The organism is Bacillus sp. AF62 (assembly GCF_050312695.1).
Classification (GTDB): Bacteria; Bacillota; Bacilli; order Bacillales; family Bacillaceae_G; genus Bacillus_A; species Bacillus_A cereus.
The window spans coordinates 138,445-158,930 of sequence record NZ_JBNPJZ010000076.1 but is presented as its reverse complement, the minus strand read 5'-3'; the positions used below and the strand labels follow the sequence as shown (position 1 = coordinate 158,930).

Here is a 20,486-nt window from a genome sequence, read left to right as displayed (position 1 = left end):
AATGTTATTTTTTCGGTAACACCTGACAAACACTCATTTTTTCTTCTGATAACAATAATTTTGCTACTTCTTGTAAGTCTTGAACGGTTAGCCCTTCTAATACAGTCAATGCATCAAATAGACTAGATTCATTAAACGCATATCGTGTAAATTGATTTGCAATATATTCTGGTGAATTCAACGAGCGTAAAAAACCACCAATTTTCTTTTTCTTCACTCGTTCTAATGCCGCCGCATCTAATTGATCATAATCTGTTTTTAATAAAATATCTTTTAAACGATCTGCCAATTCATCAGGTTGTTTCGTATCACCGCCAACCATTGCAAAACCGAAGTTATTTTCTTCTGTATAGTCATACGAGAATGAATCATCAATAAGCCCTTCATTATATAAAGCTTCGTAATGAACAGAACTTTTTCCAAATAAATAATCTAAAAGTAACGTAAGCGCAATTTCTTGTTTTAAAAGCGCTTGCCCTTTTTCTTTTAAATTAGTCGCTTTAATACCAACTAAACATTTCGGTGTTTGCACAGGCATTGATATAATTTTTTTCTTTTCATTTACCTCATTTGGTTCCTCTTCAAATGAACGCACAATTTCTGGCTGGTTTTTATAATCTTTTTTCGCTTGATTTTCACGTACTAAATCCATTGTTTTCTCTGGATCAATTGCACCCACAACAAATAATAACATATTGCTCGGATGATAAAATGTTTCATAACATTCATATAATAAATCTTTCGTAATTTTACTAATAGATTCGATTGTCCCTGCAATATCAATTTTAATTGGGTGTTTTACAAACAAGCTATCAATTAACCCAAAGTACAAACGCCAATCTGGGTTATCTTGATACATTTGAATTTCTTGCCCAATAATCCCCTTCTCTTTTTCAACTGTTTTTTCAGAGAAATAAGGCTCTTGCACAAAGTTTAGTAATGTATTTAAATTTTGTTCTACGTTTGAAGTACATGAAAAAAGGTAAGCTGTTCGTGTGAAGGATGTAAAAGCATTTGCCGATGCTCCTTGTTTACTAAACAATTGGAAAGCATCGTGATCTTCTTTTTCAAATAATTTATGCTCAAGAAAATGTGCAATCCCATCAGGTACACGAATCATTTCTTCTTTCCCTAATGGTACAAATGTATTATCTACTGAACCATATTTCGTCGTAAACGTCGCAAATGTTTTATTAAATCCTTGTTTCGGTAAAACATATACATCTAATCCATTAGGAAGTTTTTCATAATAGAGTGTTTCTTTTAATTGCTCATAAATAATTTTCTCCATTTACTCTCCCTCCGTTCCTTGTAAAAAGTAAATTGTATCTAGTTCAATATTTTTAGCAACTTTTACAATTTCTTCTTTTGTCACACTTTCTATACCTGTAAGCCATTCTTCAACTGGACGTGTACGATCTGAAATAATACCATGATATAGCATTTCTACAAATCCACGCGGTGTATCAATCGCCTCTAATATTTGATTTTGGATGACACTTTTTGTTTGATGTATTTCTTCTTCAGAAAACTCTCCGTTTTGCATCGCAAGCATTTCTTCTTTAATAATTTCAACTGCTTTTTCATAATTTTTCGCTTCAATTCCTGACATAACAAATAATAAACCTTTATGACTTTCAAAGCGCGATGCTGCATAGTACGCTAAACTATTTTTTTCACGCACATTTACGAATAACTTCGAATGAGAAAAACCACCAAACAATCCATTGAACAATTGCAATGCAAAATAATCTTCATCTTTATATGTGACAAATGTACGATAACCGATGTGTAATTTACTTTGTTTTAATTCTTGTTTTTCAACAACTTCTTTTTCTTCATTATTTCGTCTATGAAGGAGTACATTTCTTTCTCTCACTGGACGAGCTGAAATAGAAAAATACTTACTTACAAGATCAACAGCATTTTCTGAAATATCACCAATAATATATAGATCCATTTCATCTTCCGCTAACACCTTTTGATAATATTGATACAGACTTTCATTTGTAATAGAAGTAACACTCTCTTTTTTTCCATTTGCACTTAAACGATACGGTTCTACTTTGCACATTTCTTCAATTAAACGTTCGTTTGCATAACGCATTTTATCATCATAAGTAGCTTCAATGCGCTGTAAAAGTGCTCTTTTTTCACTTTCTACGATAGAAGGTAGGAAACCGTTCCCCTCCGTTGCTGGATGTAACACAATATCCGATAACATAGAAAGCGCTTTTTCAAATAACGGTGGTGCATCATGTAAATATACTTCATTTGCAATGTCTACATAAATGGAGATGATATGGTCTTCTCCTTTTTTACTTACATCTACCGCTAAAGAAGACCCGTATAATTCTTCTAAATATTGACGAAGACGAATTACAGAAGGTAATTTTTCTGTCGCACTTTGCAATACGTATGGCAATAGGGCACGCTCTGTCACCGTCTCTTCATTTAAAGGCGCTTTAAAACGAAATACAAACGTATTCGTTTTATATTTATCAGTCGGAATAATATGTACGCGTAAACCACCTAACTCATGTAGTTGTTGTTCCATTAGTTTCATTTATAGCCCTCCTTTACGTATATAGGAATATTCCTCTTCAATATACAGTTTTTAGAAATGAAAAATCAACTTTTCTTCCTTATTATGCTTACATATGATCTTTCTAAAAACTTTAATATGTAAGGAACATAGTAAAATTCCGTATTAAATATATTCTATGTAAAAAAGCCCACACTAATGTGCGAGCTTTTTTATACTTATAAAATACTTATCGTTTTCCTTTTTCATAAGGAGTTCCTAATGCTTTCGGAGCTTCAGAACGGCCTACAAAACCGACAAGTGCTAATATTGTGAATACATATGGTAATATCGTTAATAAAACACTTGGAATTTGATCTAATACAGGAATTGTTCCGCCCGTTACACTAAGAGATTGCGCAAAACCAAAGAATAGAGCTGCACCTAGTGCGCCTAGTGGATTCCATTTCCCAAAAATCATAGCCGCTAAAGCTAAGAAACCTTGTCCTGTAATAGTTGCCCCTGAGAAGTTATTAGAAATTGACATTGCAAATATCGCTCCACCAATTCCAGCAAACACTCCTGATATACAGACTCCAATATAGCGCATTTTATATACGTTAATCCCCATCGTATCCGCTGCCATGGGGTGTTCACCAACAGCACGTAGACGAAGACCGAACGGTGTTTTATAAATAACATACCAAACAACGAATGCTAAAATAATGGCAATATACGAAGTTATTGGTACGTTCGAGAAAAATATTTTCCCTAAAACCGGAATATCCGAAAGGCCTGGAATATCAATCTTTTCAATACGATACTGAATAAAGTCAGTCTGCCCTTTATCAAAAATCTTCTTAATTGCAAATACTGTTAAACCAAGAGATAAGAAGTTAATTGCTACACCACTTACAACTTGATCCGCTCGGAATGTAATAGAGGCTACCGCATGAAGTAATGCAAATAATCCACTACCAATTGCCGCAAATAATAACGCAATCCATGGAGTCATCGTTCCCCAAGTATCACCCATTAATAAGTTTGTAACTACTCCAATAAATGCACCAAATAGCATTAGTCCTTCTAATCCGATATTTACAACACCCGATCTTTCACTAAATACACCACCTAATGCTGTGAAAATTATAGGTGCTGATGTATATAACGTACCCGTCACAAGAATGGCTAATATATCTAAAAAGCTCATTTATTTCCCCTCCTTGCTCATGCGTGTAAGCGCCCATCTTAACACATAACTACATGCAACAAAGAAGATGATACATGCAATAATTACATTAATAAGCTCTGATGGTACATCTGCCTCAAAGTTCATTTGAGGGGAAGCACTTTTCAAACCACCAAATAATAAAGCTGAAAGGATTATACCAAACGGATTATTCCCTCCAAGTAATGCTACAGCAATCCCGTCAAATCCTACTCCTGTAAACGAAGACATCGCTGTCATACTCTGGAATGTTCCTAACCCTTCCATCGCTCCACCAATCCCCGCAAATGCACCAGCAATTGTCATGGAAAATACTACATTACGAGAAACTTTCATACCCGCATATTGAGAAGCATGCTGATTAAATCCTACCGACTTTAATTCGTAACCTAAAGTTGTTCTATCTAATAAGAACCACATTAAAATAGCGATTAAAATTGCTACAATAATTCCCCAGTGTAGACGTGAACCATCAGTAATAGAAGCAAGCCAGTCTGAAGATAGTGACGCACTCTCTTTAATATCATACGTTTTGTCATTACCCGCATGTAAGAAACGCTTAATAATGTCATATGTTACATACAACGCGATATAGTTCATCATAATGGTTACAATAACTTCATTCACTTGAAACTTTCCTTTTAAATATCCCGGAATGAAGCCCCAAATTCCGCCCACCAATGCTGCGAATAAAATAGATAATGGAATATGAAGGAAAGCTGGTAGTGAGACTGCATAACCGAACCAAACCGCCGCAAGCCAACCAACTAACAATTGACCCTCTACCCCGATATTAAATAAACCTGTACGAAATGCAAACGCCACCGATAAACCAGCAAGAATAAGCGGTATCATTGTACGAAGCGTTTCACCAATCGCACTTGCGCTACCGAACATACCTGTCCAAAGTGCACTATAACCAACAATTGGGTCATAGCCACTAACTAGCATTACAATTGCTCCTACAAGTAAGCCGAAAATAACGGATAGTACTGGGACTAAAATATTTATCGTTCGCTCTGTTAAAAGTTTTTTAGCCATTGGTACCCACCTGCTCCTTCTTTGTTCCTCCAGCCATTAACAATCCAAGCTGTTGTTCATTCGTTTCTTTCGCATCAACTATTGCTACAATTTTCCCTTCATAAGTAACAGCAATTCGATCGCTAACATTTAAGATTTCATCTAACTCTAGTGATAAAAGTAGTACACCTTTTCCTTTATCCCTTTGCTCTATTAATCTCTTATGAATAAATTCAATTGCTCCTACATCTAAACCACGTGTTGGCTGTGCCGCGATTAATAAATCTGGATCACGGTCTACTTCACGTGCAATAATTGCTTTTTGTTGATTCCCCCCAGATAGAGCGCGTGCTAACGTTTGCTCACTAGGTGTACGTACATCAAACTGTTCAATAAGAGCCTTTGCTTTTTCTGTAATTTTGCTGAAATTTAAAATCCCTTTCTTTGAAAACGGATTTTTATAGTACGTTTGCAGAACTATATTATCTCTAACAGAAAAATCAAGAACGAGTCCGTGTTTATGACGATCTTCTGGAATATGACCAATTCCCTCTTCTGTTATTCTTCTAACAGGCCAATTTGTTATTTCTTTTCCTCTAATTGCAATAGAACCTGACTCAACTTTTCGTAAACCAGTAATTGCTTCTATTAATTCACTTTGTCCGTTTCCATCAATTCCTGCAATCCCAACAATTTCCCCCGCACGAACAGTTAAGTCAAGGCCTTTTACAGCAGGTAGTTGACGTGCATCGTGAACAACAAGGTTTGCAATTGAAAGTACCTCTTCTTTTGGCTTCGCGTCTATTTTTTCTGTTTTAAAATTCACTTGACGTCCGACCATTAATTCTGCAAGTTTATTTTCATCCGTATTTGCAACGTCAACCGTTCCAATCCCTTTTCCTTTACGAATAATCGTACAACGATCGCAAACTTCCATAATTTCTTTCAACTTATGTGTAATAAGAACAATAGATTTTCCTTCTTGCACAAGCTTTTTCATAATTTGAATTAGCTCATGAATTTCTTGTGGTGTTAACACAGCTGTCGGTTCATCAAATATTAAAATTTCTGCACCGCGGTAAAGAGTTTTCAAAATCTCAACACGCTGTTGCATACCAACTGAAATATCCTGTATTTTCGCATATGGATCTACAGCTAAGCCGTATTGTTCAGACAGCTTTTGAATTTCTTTAGCAGCTTCCTCAACAGCAATTTTCCCTTTTTTCTTCGGTTCATTTCCGAGAATAATATTCTCTGTAACTGTAAAATTATGAACAAGCATAAAGTGCTGATGAACCATTCCAATACCAAGGTCATTTGCCACATTCGGATTGGTAATGTTTACAGACTTTCCTTTAATTTTAATTTCACCTTGTTCTGGTTGGTACAAACCAAATAGTACATTCATCAATGTGGATTTCCCTGCACCATTTTCTCCAAGTAAAGCATGTATCTCACCCTGCTTTACTTGCAGCGTAATATCATCATTCGCTACAATGCCTGGGAATACTTTCGTAATATTATTCATTTCAATTACGTATTCCATTGTGTTCCTCCTTTTAACAGGGAACATTCCCCTATTACACTATTAACTTATTAAGCAATTCGGAAGTTTTATACATACAAAGGTTAGTTCTATGAACTAACCTTTGCTATTTCTCTATTTATTTTTTTAGAGAAGCTTCATATTCTTTATACTCTTTATCTGTAGCCGGTACTTTAATTTCACCGTCTGTAATTTTCTTTTCAAATTCTTCTACTTTTGTTAAAATTTCAGGGTTAACTTTTTTCACGTTATCAGTTGTTTTTGAAATACCAATACCGTCATCTTTTAAGCCAAACGCTTCAATTTTTCCACCTTTTAACTTTCCATCTTTTGCTTCTTTAGCTACTTTTTCTACAGCTACATCAACGCGTTTTATCATTGAAGTTAATGTTACATTTTCAGGCATACCTTCTTGATGTTGGTCACGGTCAACACCGATTACCCAAACATTTTCACCTTTTTTCTTACGGTTTTTCGCTTCAGTGAACACACCGTTACCTGTACCACCAGCAGCATGATAAATTACATCTACGCCTTGACCATACATTGCTGAAGCAAGAACTGTACCTTTTTCAGGCTTATCGAATGCTTCTGCATATTCAGATACGATTTCAATGTTTGGATTTACTGCCTTTGCACCAGCCTTAAATCCATTTTCAAATTTACTAATTAAATCACTCTTCATTCCACCAACAAATCCTACTTTATTCGATTTTGTTGACATAGCCGCTACTGCACCTACAAGGAATGATCCTTCATGATCTTTAAATGTAATGCTCGTTACGTTCGGTGCATCTACAACAGTATCTACGATTGCAAATTGTTGTTTTGAAGATTCTTTTGCAACTTCTTTAATTGCACCTTCTAATTTATAACCAATTCCGAAAGTTAAATCATATTTATCTTTTGAGAATTTTTTCAAATTCGGAATATAATCAGCTTCTTTTTCAGACTGAAGGTAACGATAATTTGTCTTTTCTTTTAAACCATTATCTTTACCAAACTTTTGTAACCCTTCCCAAGAAGATTGGTTAAATGATTTATCATCAACGCCCCCAACATCTGTTACGAGACCAACCTTGAAGTCTTTATTGTCTTTCGTGTCTTTCTTATCACTGCTCGCCTTATCCGAGTTACCACATGCACCTAAAACTGTACTTGCTGCTAATGTTAATGATAATAAAAGGCCTGCTTTTTTCTTCATACTAGAAACCCCTCCAAAAATGATATATATTTATTTATTCTTACGCTGCTGTCCCTTACTTCTTGCTGTCACCTCCCTAAAAAGGAATTTACCTACATACGCTTTCTTAATACGTGGAAGCTAAATTTATCAGCTCTAAAGTAATTGATAGAATATAAGATTGGCTCATCATTTTGATCATAGTGCATTTGTTTTAATACAAGCAGTGCTGTTTCAGGCTCACATTCTAAAATCGGTGAGATTTTCGGATGATAGCCAATTGGCTCAATGTGAGCAACCGCATATGTTATGCGCTTATGCGTGTTATTATGTATCACCGTTAATAATGATTCCTCATTGTAACCCGATAAATCTGGCAATATTTCTTTTGCAAGTTTATCGATACAATACACAACAGGTTCCCCATCTGCTGTACGCACGCGTTCAATCATCACTGCATTAAAACCATCTTCACTATTAAACTTCTCTTTTTCCTCTTCAGTTAAAGTTGTAGTAGATGATGATAAAAAGATTGTTCCTGGTGTTTTCCCCACACTAGAAATCATATCTGTAATACTAGAAAGTTGTTCTATTCCAGAAGAAAATAATGGCTTTGCATTTACAAATGTCCCTACACCATGTCTACGAATGACAACATTTTCTTCTTCTAAAATACGTAATGCTTCCCTTAAAGTCGCTCTACTTACGCCAAGTTCTTTCGCTAAATCAAACTCTGATGGTAACTTTTGTCGTTCTTTATAAGCCCCATCTTTAATTTTTTCTTTGATGTGATCAATCACCCGTAAATATAGGTGACGACTATCGGATTTTACTGACATAAGACTCCCCCGCATTTCAATTATTCGACCTCTGATGTAAGACTTCTTTTCTCTTTTTTCAACTTACAACATAGTACAAATGACTAACTACTAAAAATAAGCGCAATTGTCGAATAAATAATAATAATTTTTTAAGATGAAATTTTCACTCTTTACTGTATAAAAAAAACTTTGCACCATAAACATTCCTCATTTCGAGAAAAAGTTCGGCACAAAGATCCTTTACATCCTTTGTTACACACTTTTCCCCTCATAGTCTAGCAATTCATGGTTGCCAGGTAGAAACTTATGGACCTTATCTCCAAGATTATATGAGGCAGTGATTCTTTTCGAAGTAATCTTACCACTTGCTCTCATACGTGTCAACAAAATCCAACATTTTTCTGCATTAAATATCGAACATTTACATAAAACATACTCAAAGTATTCGTATTCTATAGGGACCCTATAAATGTAAGCCCTTTCTTTATTGCTGAGTATAGTATATAACAAAAACACTATATAAAAAAGCCTAATTGTAAAAACAATTAGGCTTTTTTTAAGAACTTTTTTCTTGTACATCATTAATGAGTACTTCTCTCGGTTTACTACCTTCATATGGACCTACTACACCATTCATTTCCATTGCATCAATTAGACGAGCAGCTCGCGTATAACCTACTCTAAACCTACGTTGTAGCATAGAAACAGATGCTGTTTGCATTTCCACTACAAGTTGAACCGCTTCATCATATAATTCATCTTCTACTTCCTGCTTCGTATCAGGAACATCTTGCGGAATCATATCTTCTTGATATTGTGCTTTTTGCTGTCCAATAACATATTCTACAACTCTCTCAACTTCATCATCTGATAAAAATGCGCCTTGTACACGTACAGGTTTCGATGCACCAATTGGTATAAACAGCATGTCGCCACGACCTAGTAGCTTTTCTGCACCACCACCGTCAAGAATTGTACGAGAATCTGTTTGAGAAGATACAGCGAATGCAATACGTGATGGAATATTTGCTTTAATAACACCCGTAATAACGTCAACTGACGGACGTTGCGTTGCAATAATTAAATGAATACCAGCAGCACGAGCCATTTGCGCTAGACGCATAATCGCATCCTCTACATCAGACGAAGCAACCATCATTAAATCTGCTAACTCGTCCACAATTACTACAATATACGGTAATTCGGGTTGTTTCGCTTCTGATTGACTATTATGTTCTTTTATATAATCATTGTATCCTTCAATGTTACGTGTACCACTATGAGCAAATAATTCATAACGACGTTCCATCTCACTCACAACTTTTTTCAATGCTTGCGATGCTTTTTTCGGATCAGTTACAACTGGCGTTAACAAATGAGGCACACCGTTATATACATTTAACTCTACCATTTTCGGGTCAATCATCATTAATTTTACTTCATGCGGTTTTGCACGCATTAAAATACTAACAATAATACCATTAATACATACACTTTTCCCGCTACCTGTCGCACCAGCTACGAGTAAATGGGGCATTTTATTTAAACGGGCTAATACAGCTTCACCTGTAATATCTCGGCCAAGACCAATTAACAACTTCTCTTCCGGATGATTATTAGCCTTAGAATCAAGAACTTCCCTCAGCGTTACCATCGAAACTTCTGAGTTCGGAACTTCGATCCCTACAGCTGATTTCCCGGGAATTGGCGCCTCAATACGAATGTCCTTTGCAGCTAAAGCAAGGGCTAAATCATCACTTAAACTGACAATTTTGCTTACCTTTACCCCCATATCAGGATACACTTCATATTTTGTAACTGCAGGACCTCTATGCACTTTGGTTACTTTCGCTTTCACTCCGAAACTTTGGAATGTACGTTCTAATTTACGAGCATTCTCATAAATTTCCGCGTTTTCATTTGTAACTTGCTTATTCTTTGGAAATTTTAATATATCAAGTGAAGGAAGCTTGTAATCTTTATTTTCTACATTTGAAAATTGCATAGGAGGTGCTTGCGCTTCACTCTCTAACGATTCAACGATTTTTTCTCCACGCTTTTTCTTTGATTCTTCAATTGGTGGAGTCTCTTCAATAAACGGTGAAGTGATCAAATCTTCTTGCTCTACTTCAATTCGTTTATCCTCTTCTTCATTTACAGGATAATTCTCAGTGAAATTTGAAATAATTGGCGGATCAATTTGGATTTCTTCCATCGGCTCAATAACTTCTTCTTGTTCTGCAGCACGTTTGCTTCTTGTACTTCTTGTTGTTTTTTTCTTTTCTGTTTGTTCAGCCGTTCTTTTGGATCTCCAATCTTTATAATCCCCTTGTATCACTTGAAATTGACTTCTAAGAATTCTACCAACTGGAGCTAACACTTCTCCAATATGTTTATTTGTTATACAGAGTACCCCGAGAATAACTAAAATAATTCCAATGATATAGGCTCCTACTTCGTCGAATAGGAAGTAACATGTCGCGAACATAAGCGCACCAAACATACCACCACCTAAATGAACGCTATCTGGCCCTTTTTTCATTTCAAGAAAGAAGTTATCTTTCGTACTCACAATAACAGAAGTATTTTGCACTGCTCCATCTTTTGTAAGAAGGTTAAATAATGTAATATGACTAAACATTAATATTGCCAATACAATTAAATAAAATCCAATTAACCGTTTATTTAAAAGGTTCGGCCATCCGCGTTTTATAACAAAGGAAACCGATAAAGCTATTACACCTAACACACCAATTATGTACCACTCACCAAAGAAGAAGCGAAAAAATAACACAAACGATTTCCCTACAACGCCTAGCTGTAAAATCGTAATGATTGAAAGTGCAAAAAGAGTTAAACCGACGATTTCATAATACAAAGTTGGCTTTATCGTACGTCTTGCCTTTGCCTTCGTCCCTCTTTGCTTTTGTTTTGCCATTTCTTCACCTCGTGTTCTACATATAAGTAAAGCTCTCCTAAAAACGCTCTATTTATATGTCTGTTTTCTCTATTTTTCAGGTCTTTATATCTTCTATTTTTACACTTCTTGTAAAATGCTAAATAAACAGAAGAAAGCAGCCTACTCATGGCTGCTCAACCGTCTTGTTTTTTATATTATACCATAGCTTCTAAACAAAATCCTTCTTTTTGCTAAAAGGTTATTTTCTGACCTGGCTCAAACTCTAAATAGTGAAGTGGGTCCGTACTTAGCACACGTACAATAGAATAACACCCATGTTCCTCTTCAGAAACCATTAATTCCACACCATTTATATTTACAACTTTTTGACTTTCACATTGTGAATAATCGGCCGGATACACAAGTTGCTCTGGCATAATTGTATATAAAATCATTGTAACATTGTCCCTTCTGCACTACCTTCCGCGCGAACATCGATTAATTCGTTTAATTTTCGAATTGCATTTCCAATACCACCAACATCATCTATAAGACCGTACTTTACTGCATCCCCACCAATTACATTCGTCCCAATATCTCGCGTTAAATTTCCTTTCGCAAACATAAGCTCTTTAAAACGATCTTCTGTTACTTTCGAGTGCTTCGTCACAAAACGAATGACTCTTTCTTGCATCTTATCCAAATACTCAAATGTTTGTGGCACACCTATGACAAGACCTGTTAAACGAATTGGATGAATTGTCATCGTCGCAGTTTCCGCAATAAACGAATAGTCAGTAGAAACAGCAATCGGTACACCAATGGAATGTCCCCCACCTAAAACTAAAGATACTGTTGGCTTTGAGAGTGAAGCTACCATTTCAGAAATTGCTAGTCCAGCTTCAACGTCACCTCCAACCGTATTTAATATTAACAGCAAACCTTCAATTTTTGGATTTTGTTCAATCGCAACAATTTGCGGAATGATATGCTCGTATTTTGTTGTTTTATTTTGCGGCGGTAATTGAACATGACCTTCCACTTGTCCGATAATCGTTAAACAATGAATACGTGATTCATTCATCTGTGGTACATTTGTCTGTCCAAGCTGTTGAATTTTTTCTACTATTGAAGCCTCTTTTCCAGCTTCTTTTGGCTCAGCTTCTTTTTCTTCATTTGTATATCGATCACGTTCTGTCATTTCGCATCCCCTTTCACTCGTATATAACTATTATTTCTTAAGTTATAAATTTCATTCGATAGGGTTAAAAAGAAAAAAAGATCACCCATAAGGGTGATCTTTTTTATACTTCCATAATAATCGGTAAAATCATAGGTTTTCTCTTTGTCTCTTCGTACAAGAACTGTCCTAATAATTCACGAATATTTTGTTTTAACATTGACCATTCAATCGAATATTCTTTAATTGACTGCTCAACAATCATACGTACAATCTCTGTAGATCGTTCAATTAACGCTTCTGATTCACGAACATATACGAAACCACGTGAAATGATTTCTGGACCAGAGATAATTTTCTTTTCATCTTTACCAAGTGTTACAACAACTACTAATATTCCATCTTGAGATAACATCTTTCTATCTCGAAGAACGATATTACCAACGTCACCTACACCTAATCCATCAATTAAAACATTACCAGCTTGTACTTTACCGACTAAGTTCGCTTCATCGTCACCAAAAGCAATTACATCGCCTTTTTCTACGATAAAGATATTTTCTCTTGTAATACCTACATCTTCAGCTAAATACGCATGTGCTTTTTGCATACGAAACTCACCATGTACGGGTACAAAGTACTTCGGTTTCATTAAATTTAACATTAATTTTAATTCTTCTTGGCTACCGTGACCTGAAACGTGAACTTTTCTTTCGCCGTAATAAACAACTTCAGCTCCAGCTCTAAATAACAAATCAATAATTTTTGATACAGATATTTCATTACCCGGAATTGGCGAAGCAGCAATGATAACAGTATCACCTTTACGAATTGAAATTTGTTTATGTGCTTGTTTTGCCATTCTAGATAGAGCAGCCATCGGTTCACCTTGACTACCTGTCGTTAAAATAGCTACCTTTTTCTCTGGGAAGTTGTCTACTTCTTGTAATGAAATAACCATACCTTCTGGAACATCTAAATAACCAAGACGTCTTGCAATGTCTACTACTTTCACCATACTACGTCCTACTACGGCTACTTTTCGCCCTGTTTCGGCAGCTGCATCAAATACTTGTTGAATACGATGTACATTCGATGCAAATGAAGCAACGATAATACGACCTTCTGCACCGTAGAACACTTTAGAAATTTCTACACCAACTTCTTTTTCTGAACCTGTATACCCTGGACGCTCTGCATTTGTACTATCAGATAATAGGCAAAGTACACCTTCATTTCCGATTTGCGCCATTTTCCCAAGATCTGCTCCACTATTTCCAATTGGAGTTTGATCGAATTTAAAGTCTCCCGTATATACGATTGCACCTTTTGATGTATGGAAACAAACGCCAACAGAATCCGGAATACTATGTGTCGTTCCGAAGAATGACACTGTTGTAGTGTTAAACTCTACTGTTGAATTTGAATCGATTGTTTTTAGGTCTACACGGCCTAACATGCCCGCTTCACCAAGTTTTTCTTGTATAAGTCCTACTGTTAATTTCGTTGCATAGACTGGAATAGATAATTTACGAAGCACATACACAATTCCACCAATATGATCTTCATGACCGTGAGTAATAAATAAACCTTTTACTCGCTCTTGATTTTCCACTAAATATGTAATATCAGGAATAACGATATCAATTCCAAACATTTCATCTCCCGGGAACATTAACCCCGCATCTACGATAAAGATTTCAGAATCAATTTCAACACAGTACATGTTTTTCCCGATTTCACCTACTCCACCAAGAGCAAATACTTTAACAGACTCATTCTCTTTTCTCTTCATGTTGTTGCCTGGTTTAAAAATCTTGCAAACACTGATTTCACTAAAATTGCAGAGACACCAGGGGAAACTCTACAACCACCATATTTTCACCGTCCAAGACGAATGTCCTTACCGTTATGCGATATCATGTCCTTGTTTATTTTTTAAACCAGGTTTCACCTCTCTTTCATTATATAAATCAAATATCTTATTCGATATGATATGAAAATTTAATTAAATTATAATTTTTCCCAATTTTGCTAAGCATACCCGTACTAAGCTACTTAGCCATATTATACCTGATACAAGAAATAGAACACAAGTTAAATCGTGCGAAAGAAAAAGTAAAAGAAAGGAACAGCACTAAAAGTATATGGCTTATTTCCGCTGCTTTTATACTCCATGTTATTTGAAAAAAAACTTAAACACTTTAAATTACTTTCATTTGATGGATTTCCTAGATTTTTTTCTTGAATTGCACAAAAACACTTATAAAATGAAGCTTTTTTATAGATTACGTCATATTTGAGGCAATTCCTATAAAAACATAATCGAAAGTATTTTCTGTACTAGCAAATACTTTTCAACAAAATTAAAGATGTAAGATCCTTTTCTTATAAACATTGCATTACATGACAAAAGGCTATGAATTACAAAATCTAATAGAAATTTAATAAGCTTAAATTTTTAGCAGGATTTGACAGCCATTATCGAGAAAAAGATGTTGGAACCAAATTAATGAAAGAACAATATCATACTTTAACAAGTAGAGAACGCGTAGCGTAATATACTCGTTTTCAACATAAAATGTTTTCTATATTATAGGGTCATATACAGACGAGAAAGGCGATCCTAAAATCATTTTACAAAAGATTCACTTTAAAACAGATTCAAACATTTTCATATCAATAAAAAAATGACCTAGTTTCACACTAGGTCATTTTTATTAACGAGGAATAGATTGCATTACAGATTGTAACGTTACTCTTTCTTCTTCTGTTAATGGAAGAAGTGGTAAACGTACAGAACCTACATCTAATCCAACCATTTGTAACGCTGTTTTTACTGGAGTTGGACTTGGCGCCATAAATAACGAATCAGTTACTCTTACAAGTAATTGATGTAATTTTTGTGCCTTTTTAAACTCTCCTGCTTGAAATGCTGTAATCATTTCTTGCATTTCATTTCCGATAACATGAGATGCTACCGAAACGATACCTTTAGCCCCAACTGCCATAGCCGGTAACGTTAAACCGTCATCACCGCTGTATACCGCAAAGTCGTCCGCTGTTTTTTCAATGATTTCTGTCATTGTCAACACATCGCCGCCGGCATCTTTAATAGCAACAATGTTTTCTATTTCTGATAAACGAACAACTGTATCAACGGAGATTTGTACAATAGATCGTCCTGGAACGTTATATAGCATAACCGGAAGCGGCGTACTTTCAGCAATTGCTTTAAAATGCTGATACATTCCTTCTTGACTCGGCTTATTATAATACGGTGCTACTAGCATTACTGCATCCACACCAACTTCTGTTGCCTTTTTAGTTAAGTCAATAGAAGCATGCGTATTATTGCTACCTGTTCCAGCGATTACGGGCACTCTTTTATCGACAACAGATACGACATGGCGATATAACGCTACCTTCTCTTCTGAAGTTAATGTAGGAGATTCTCCTGTCGTTCCTCCTACCACGATTGCTGTTGTACCGTTATCAATTAAATAATTTACCAATTTCGTTGTCTTTGCAAAATCGATATTCCCGTTTATATCAAACGGTGTTACCATCGCGGTTGCAATTGTCCCAAAATCTATCATGGTCTCACTCCTTATTGTTCCAGTTGCTTTTCTTTTGAAAGCTCAAACGCACTATGTAATGCATTTACAGCCTTCACTAAATCAGTTTCTTTTACAAGAACCCAAATTGTTGTATGACTATCTGCCGATTGCAGGATTTGAATACCTTTTTCTGCTAAAGCTGTAACGATTTTCGCAGTAACCCCTGGGTATCCTGCCATTCCAGCTCCAACGATAGATACTTTCGCACAATGCTCTGTCACAATTGGCTCATATCCAAGGTTCTGTAATAATTTAACTGCATGACTTGATACATTATCACTCACCGTATATGCTACACCAGTAGGTGAAATATTAATTAAATCGACACTTATTCCTTCGTTCGCCATCTCTTTAAACACATGTTGTTGCAAATCATATGCCGTTTCTTTTGCAAGCACTTTAATTTGCGTTACGTTTGATACGTGGGCGATACCTGTAACAGGACGTTCTTCTACATCACGACCTCTTGTAGCACCGTCATATGCTGAAATAAGCGTACCTTCACTATCAGAATACGTAGAACGTACACGAAGTGGCACTTTTGCATGCATCGCAATTTCAACTGCACGTGGATGAACGACTTTCGCACCTTGATAAGCCATGTTACAAATTTCGTTATACGTTACAGTTTGAAGATGACGTGCATCTTTTACAATACGAGGATCCGCAGTCATAACACCTTCTACATCAGTGAATATATCGATGTATTCAGCATGAAGTGCAACACCTAATGCTGAAGCTGAAGTATCACTACCTCCGCGTCCAAGTGTTGTCGTATCACCTTTTTTCGTTTGCCCTTGGAATCCTGTAACGACGATTACATCTACATTTTCTAACTCTTCATGTATACGATCGCAATTCATTTCAATAATCTTTGCATTCGTAAAGTCATCATTCGTTACAAAACCAGCTTGTGCACCATTTAATGCTGCTGCTTTTATACCGTTCTCATTCAACATATTAGAGAAAACAATTGCAGAGATTAACTCTCCGCACGATAATAATAAATCTTGCTCACGTTTAGAAATAGTAGATTCCTCTTGATTTACAAGACTTAATAACGTATCCGTTGCATATGGTTCACCTTTACGACCCATAGCAGATACGACAGTAACTACTTTATAACCAGCAGCTAATGATTTCTTTATATGATGAAGCGCATGCTTACGTCCATTGTCATCACGTACTGATGTGCCACCAAATTTTTGAACAATTATTTTCATATTTTGCACCTTCTCTTAGCCGTTTACACTAATTGTAATTTTACTAAGCGCTCTGCAATTTGAACAGAATTCCATGCAGCGCCTTTTAATAAGTTATCAGATACGACCCAAAGATGGAATCCTTTATCGTTATTTAAATCTTTACGGATTCTTCCAACGAATACTTCGTTTTTACCTACTGCAGTAGCTGGCATTGGATATAACTGCTCTTCTGGATTATCTTGCAGAACAATACCTTCCGCATTTGCAAGTAAGCTCTTTAATTCTGCTACTGTTACGCCTTCTTTTTCTACTTCGATGTAAACAGACTCAGAGTGTCCTGATACAACTGGTAAACGTACACATGTTGCCGCTACTTCTAATTCAGGCATATGCATAATTTTTTTTGTTTCGTTAATCATTTTCATTTCTTCAAATGTAAATCCATTATCTTGGAACTTATCAATCTGTGGAATCGCATTAAAAGCAATTGGGAAATGCTTCTTATCACCTGATACAGGAAGAACATTTGCCTTAACTTCTTCGCCATTTAAGATTGCTTGTGATTGTTCATGAAGTTCTTCAATAGCTGCCGCACCAGCACCTGATACAGCTTGATATGTGGAAACGATTACTCGTTTTAAACCATATTGCTGACGAACTGGCTCAAGAGCTACTACCATTTGAATTGTAGAACAGTTTGGATTTGCAATAATACCATTATGTTCTTTTAAGTCGTTTTCATTTACTTCAGGTACAACAAGTGGCACGTTTTCTGTCATACGGAATGCACTTGTATTATCAACAACAATCGCACCGCGTTTTGCTGCTTCTGGCGCTAATTGTTTCGATACAGATCCACCAGCACTAAATAGTGCGATATCTACTCCTTCAAAGCTTTCAGGAGTTGCCTCTTGAACTGTAAATTCTTCGCCTTTAAATACAAGTTTCTTACCTGCAGATCGTTTAGATGAAAGTAACGTTAATTTCCCGATTGGAAATTCTCGTTTCTCTAAAGTATTTAACATTTGTTCACCAACTGCGCCGGTTGCTCCAACTACAGCGACATGAAAAGTTTTTTGCTTTTCCATCACTATGCCCCTTTCTAGATACCAATCCTTCTATAACTTAGAATCAGAAGGAGTATACAATACCCCTTCTAATCTTAATAACGTTAATTTTATCATATTCTACAGTAAGAATGATGGTTTCATCAAAAATTGTCCGTTTTTTTCGTTTTTTAATTCATATATCTGAATTTTTCTACGACCACCGGTTGCAATTGCTTTCCTTGCAGCGCTTCTAATACTGTATCTTCCAGTAACTCCATACGAGCTACCATTGAGTTCGGTTTTTTCTCTGGCGCATCTTGACCGAATGGGACGAAATAGATATTTTTTGTGGCCATTAGGCGCATGAGATTTACCCCATTTAATCCTAAAGCATCATTCGTCGAAACTGCCAATACGACAGGCTTGCCATTTCTTAGCGTCGCTTTTGCTGCCATTAGTACTGGAGAATCTGTCATTGCATTTGCAAATTTACTCATAGAATTTCCTGTTAAAGGAGCGATTACCATGCAGTCTAATGGAATTTTAGGTCCAAGTGGCTCTGCTCCAACAATTGAATTAATTGCTTTAAAACCTGTTATTTCTTCAATCTTCTTAATCCACTCTGCTCCTTCTCCAAATCTAGTATTTGTTGATTGAACAGTGTATGAAACAACGGGACGTACTTCTGCCCCTTCAGCAATTAATTTTTCTAAGTGCGGCATAACTTCCTCATACGTACAATGTGAACCCGTAAATCCGAAACCAATTCGTTTCCCCTTCAAACTCATTTCTTTTCCTCCTTTGCAATTGCATCTGCTGCTAATAACTGAGAAAGAACATTTGCTAAAATTTGCCCAGCCGTTTTGGGAGCAACAATACCTGGTAATCCAGGTGCTAGCAACGCTTTGACTCCTCTTTTTTCCGCATATCTAAAGTCAGTACCACCTGGTTTAGAAGCTAAATCAATCACTAACGTATGAGCTGGCATTTTTGCAATAACATTCGCTGTTACAACGAGGTGCGGAATTGTATTGATTACAATATCGATATTCCCTACTTCTTTCTCTATGTCTTGCATATGAAAAGGAGAAAACATCATTTCTGTAATACGTGCAATATGTTCAGATCGTCTTGCTCCAACTTTGACATGGGCTCCTAATGATTGAAATGCTCTCGCAACACTCATTCCTGTTCTACCAAATCCTAGAACCATTACATTGGACCCATGAATTGTATAGTCGGTATGTTGAATTACCATCATTAATGTACCTTCTACAGTTGGAATAGAATTGTATATTGCCACATCATCACGATCAAATAATTTAACAAGTTTTCGGTTCGTAGTAGATACGAGATTTTCCAAGTAAGGTGTACCAATACCCGAATATATAGTAAAGTGTTCTGGTGTATTTTCAATTTGTTCTTTCGTTATTGAAACTTTTTCATTTGAAAAAATAGTATCTACTTCTCCTTTAGCATTTGTACCTGCAACCGGCAAAATGATTGCGTCTACAGAAGTGAAATCTAAATTTTGTATACTTTCTTTTGCTGCCCCTGTGAAACCATGATCTAACTGATCAAACCCTATCAAAGAAAGTTTCGCATCTAATTCAACTAGCTTACGAATTACTTCGAGCTGCCTTGCATCTCCTCCTATGACAGCAATATGCATCTCAGTCAACATTCCCTAATTCACCTTCTTTTTCTGTCATTTATAAGAAAAGTGCCTACTTTTTCTTTTTCCTCCACATCATATGTAATGTACGAGTTTATGGTGATTGAAAATCCAAATGCACATATGATTTATCAGGTTTCTATGTAGATACAAAAAAAGATGACCAAAATAGCCATCCTTCACTCCGAATTTGAACGATCTATACTATCACAAAGAAGCATATCATGTCCGACTTTCTTTATTTGACTCCATGCCACCCTTACTTCTTGTGGTTCCTTTTTAAAACCTCCCCACTTCCCTACAGGTATTATAAGTGTTTGTATTCGTCCGTCTTTCTCATTAATCTCTAAATCCATATAACCTAAGACTCCCATTTTTTCCGCTTTTTCTATATCTACAACCTCTTTACCACTTAATTCACTTAATCGCATACATACTCCACTCCCCTACCGAATTTTTCATTTGCATTGTCTATAATTAGTACCTATTCTATATGGATAAAAAAAATAACCTTCTCTCATTTAAAAAGAGAGAAG

General features: G+C 35.9%; 17 protein-coding genes and 1 riboswitch. All 17 genes read right to left on the bottom strand.

All coding sequences use genetic code 11. From position 1 onward, the window contains the following. Positions 1-4: 4 nt before the first annotated feature. Positions 5-1,291: an EF-P 5-aminopentanol modification-associated protein YfmH gene (yfmH, locus tag ACQRBL_RS18940; protein ID WP_000411277.1), complete on the bottom strand. Its 1,287-nt coding sequence runs from the start codon at positions 1,289-1,291 to the stop codon at positions 5-7. Continuing rightward, positions 1,292-2,566 (bottom strand): EF-P 5-aminopentanol modification-associated protein YfmF, encoded by a 1,275-nt coding sequence (gene yfmF / locus ACQRBL_RS18935; RefSeq protein WP_411996009.1) that lies wholly within the window; start codon positions 2,564-2,566, stop codon positions 1,292-1,294. A gap of 208 nt (positions 2,567-2,774) precedes the next feature. Beyond that, positions 2,775-3,734 carry an ABC transporter permease gene (locus ACQRBL_RS18930; protein WP_000008857.1) on the bottom strand — a complete coding sequence of 320 codons (960 nt, stop codon included), beginning with the start codon at positions 3,732-3,734 and terminating at the stop codon, positions 2,775-2,777. Then, on the bottom strand, positions 3,735-4,793 hold the full coding sequence (locus ACQRBL_RS18925; RefSeq protein ID WP_001085254.1) for an ABC transporter permease: 1,059 nt from the start codon (positions 4,791-4,793) through the stop codon (positions 3,735-3,737). Further along, entirely contained in the window at positions 4,786-6,318 is a 1,533-nt protein-coding gene (locus tag ACQRBL_RS18920) for an ABC transporter ATP-binding protein (protein WP_411996008.1), read from the bottom strand. The genes ACQRBL_RS18925 and ACQRBL_RS18920 overlap by 8 nt, the downstream gene beginning before the upstream one ends. A gap of 118 nt (positions 6,319-6,436) precedes the next feature. Beyond that, complete coding sequence (locus ACQRBL_RS18915; RefSeq protein ID WP_000725769.1) at positions 6,437-7,522, bottom strand: BMP family lipoprotein; 1,086 nt, start codon at positions 7,520-7,522, stop codon at positions 6,437-6,439. 92 nt (positions 7,523-7,614) lie between these two features. Next, positions 7,615-8,340 (bottom strand): GntR family transcriptional regulator, encoded by a 726-nt coding sequence (locus ACQRBL_RS18910; RefSeq protein WP_000114182.1) that lies wholly within the window; start codon positions 8,338-8,340, stop codon positions 7,615-7,617. 233 nt (positions 8,341-8,573) lie between these two features. Then, positions 8,574-8,675: riboswitch (purine riboswitch) on the bottom strand. A gap of 203 nt (positions 8,676-8,878) precedes the next feature. Further along, entirely contained in the window at positions 8,879-11,260 is a 2,382-nt protein-coding gene (locus ACQRBL_RS18905) for a DNA translocase FtsK (RefSeq protein ID WP_001118792.1), read from the bottom strand. A 212-nt stretch (positions 11,261-11,472) separates the two neighbouring features. Next, positions 11,473-11,676, bottom strand: coding sequence for a YlzJ-like family protein (locus ACQRBL_RS18900; protein WP_000605020.1), 204 nt, complete (start codon positions 11,674-11,676; stop codon positions 11,473-11,475). Continuing rightward, complete coding sequence (gene tepA / locus ACQRBL_RS18895) at positions 11,673-12,422, bottom strand: translocation-enhancing protein TepA (protein WP_000139807.1); 750 nt, start codon at positions 12,420-12,422, stop codon at positions 11,673-11,675. Before tepA ends, ACQRBL_RS18900 begins: the two co-directional genes overlap by 4 nt. Positions 12,423-12,525: 103 nt before the next feature. Next, entirely contained in the window at positions 12,526-14,196 is a 1,671-nt protein-coding gene (locus ACQRBL_RS18890) for a ribonuclease J (protein ID WP_000823089.1), read from the bottom strand. A 925-nt stretch (positions 14,197-15,121) separates the two neighbouring features. After that, positions 15,122-16,000, bottom strand: a complete 879-nt coding sequence (gene dapA / locus ACQRBL_RS18885; protein ID WP_000564763.1) for a 4-hydroxy-tetrahydrodipicolinate synthase — start codon at positions 15,998-16,000, stop codon at positions 15,122-15,124. A gap of 11 nt (positions 16,001-16,011) precedes the next feature. Then, the gene (gene dapG / locus ACQRBL_RS18880) at positions 16,012-17,244 is read right to left on the bottom strand and encodes an aspartate kinase (RefSeq protein ID WP_411996007.1); all 1,233 of its coding nucleotides are present in this window, start codon (positions 17,242-17,244) and stop codon (positions 16,012-16,014) included. Positions 17,245-17,267: 23 nt separating this feature from the next. Next, entirely contained in the window at positions 17,268-18,314 is a 1,047-nt protein-coding gene (gene asd, locus ACQRBL_RS18875) for an aspartate-semialdehyde dehydrogenase (RefSeq protein WP_000414846.1), read from the bottom strand. Positions 18,315-18,463: 149 nt separating this feature from the next. Next, entirely contained in the window at positions 18,464-19,063 is a 600-nt protein-coding gene (dpaB, locus tag ACQRBL_RS18870; RefSeq protein WP_000053596.1) for a dipicolinate synthase subunit B, read from the bottom strand. After that, complete coding sequence (dpaA, locus tag ACQRBL_RS18865; protein ID WP_063548471.1) at positions 19,060-19,959, bottom strand: dipicolinic acid synthetase subunit A; 900 nt, start codon at positions 19,957-19,959, stop codon at positions 19,060-19,062. The genes dpaB and dpaA overlap by 4 nt, the downstream gene beginning before the upstream one ends. 170 nt (positions 19,960-20,129) lie before the next feature. Next, the gene (locus tag ACQRBL_RS18860; RefSeq protein WP_023522832.1) at positions 20,130-20,381 is read right to left on the bottom strand and encodes a YlmC/YmxH family sporulation protein; all 252 of its coding nucleotides are present in this window, start codon (positions 20,379-20,381) and stop codon (positions 20,130-20,132) included. Between the last annotated feature and the right edge of the window lie 105 nt (positions 20,382-20,486).